The organism is Methylobacterium variabile (assembly GCF_001043975.1).
GTDB classification, from domain to species: domain Bacteria; phylum Pseudomonadota; class Alphaproteobacteria; order Rhizobiales; family Beijerinckiaceae; genus Methylobacterium; species Methylobacterium variabile.
This window is the reverse complement of sequence record NZ_LABY01000363.1, coordinates 1-1,526: the sequence shown is the minus strand read 5'-3', so window position 1 is coordinate 1,526 and position 1,526 is coordinate 1. Positions and strand designations below refer to the sequence as shown.

General features: G+C 71.0%; 1 protein-coding gene. It reads left to right on the top strand.

Annotated features, from left to right (window positions below; translation table 11 throughout):
- Window positions 1–168: 168 nt before the first annotated feature.
- Entirely contained in the window at window positions 169–1,449 is a 1,281-nt protein-coding gene (gene tnpC, locus VQ02_RS32970; protein WP_048448496.1) for an IS66 family transposase, read from the top strand.
- Window positions 1,450–1,526: the final 77 nt, after the last annotated feature.

Here is a 1,526-nt window from a genome sequence, read left to right as displayed (position 1 = left end):
CGCCATCAGCGCACCCGGCCCGTAATTACCCACGGGGTGCGCGCGAGCGCGGCGTGACGTAATTACCCAGGGGGTGCGTCCGGCTTCGGCGTGACGCTGGTGTGGTGCTGATGCAGGGCGCTCGGGGCGCCTCTTGCCGGGAGGCGATTTCGCTGATTCCCTCGTGGGATGGGCCGCAGCGAGCTGGAACGCCTGAGCCGGGAGGAGTTGATCGAGCTGGTGCTGCGCTTGCAGCGCCCGGAGAAGACCTCGCGCACCTCGTCCAAGCCACCCTCGACCGATCGCAAGGAGCGGCGCGAGCAGGCCAAGCCCGGCGGCGCCAAGCCGGGTCACGAGGGGCATCGCCGAACGCTCAGCCCGGATCCTGACGCGGTCGTCGCCCGCCGACCGGGTCAGTGTCCCTGCTGCGGCGACGCCTTGGCTGCAGATCTGCCGGCCGAGATCGTCAGTGTGTTCGAGACGATCGAGCTTCCGGAGGTGGCGCCGCTCGTCACCCAGCATCAGCGGCTCGCGGTGCGCTGCCCGTCGTGTGGCAGCCGCGTCGTCGCTCCAGTGCCGCAGGCCGCACGCGGCACGCCGTTCGGCCCGCGCCTGCACGCGGTGGCGGTGTATCTGAAGACCTTCCAGGCTCTGTCCTACGAGCGGCTGCAGGCCGCGTTGTCGGACCTGTTCGGGCTCACCTTGAGCCAGGGCGGGCTGATGAACCTGCTGCGTCGGGCCCAGAGGCAGTTCCGCGCCGGTCGCGAAGCTGCGGTCTCGGCGCTGCGCCGGGCCGCGGTGGTGGCCTCGGACGAGACCGGCGTGCGCATCGAGGGCAGCAACTCGTACCATTGGGTGTTTCGCTCGGACGCGGCGGTCGTTCATCACGCGGCCTCGACGCGGGCCGCCGCCGTGGTGCACGCGATGATGGACGGGCACCGGCCATCCGTGTGGCTGTCGGACCGCTACACCGCCCAGCAGGGCCACGGTGAGCGCCACCAGACCTGCCTGGCGCATCTGGCGCGGGACGTCGCCTACGCGGTCGAGGTGAGCGACGACCCCGTGCCGCTGCGCCTGCAGCTGTGGCTCGGGTCGGTGTTCAGCTTGGCCGAGCGCGTCAGCGATCTGGCCGCCACGACACTCTCGGCCAAGCGCCGGGCACTGGAGCGGCAGCTGACGGAGATCCTGTCCGCCCCGAGCCGTTGCGATCTCACCCGCGCTCTGCAAGCCAAGATCGGGCGAGCCCGCGACCAGCTCCTGGTCTTCCTCGACTATCCTGGCCAAGTGGCGGTCACCAACAACGCCTGCGAGCGCGCCCTGCGCCCGGCGGTGGTGCAGCGGAAGGTGACGAACGGCTACCGGGCCATGTGGGCGGCCGCGGGTGAGGCGGACGTGCGCACGGTCGTCGACACCGCTCGCCTCTCGGGCGCGAACACCTTCACCACCCTCCTCAAGACCGTTGGCGCCTGATCGCTGCCCGCGCTCTACCTCGTCGCCGGCAAGGTCAGCCGGCTCGCGCTCCGCGCCGAACCCCCTGGGTAATTACC

Coding starts and splice junctions, on each gene's coding strand:
- tnpC (WP_048448496.1), top strand. CDS start 169: ATGGGCCGCAGCGAGCTGGAACGCCTGAGCCGGGAGGAGTTGATCGAG.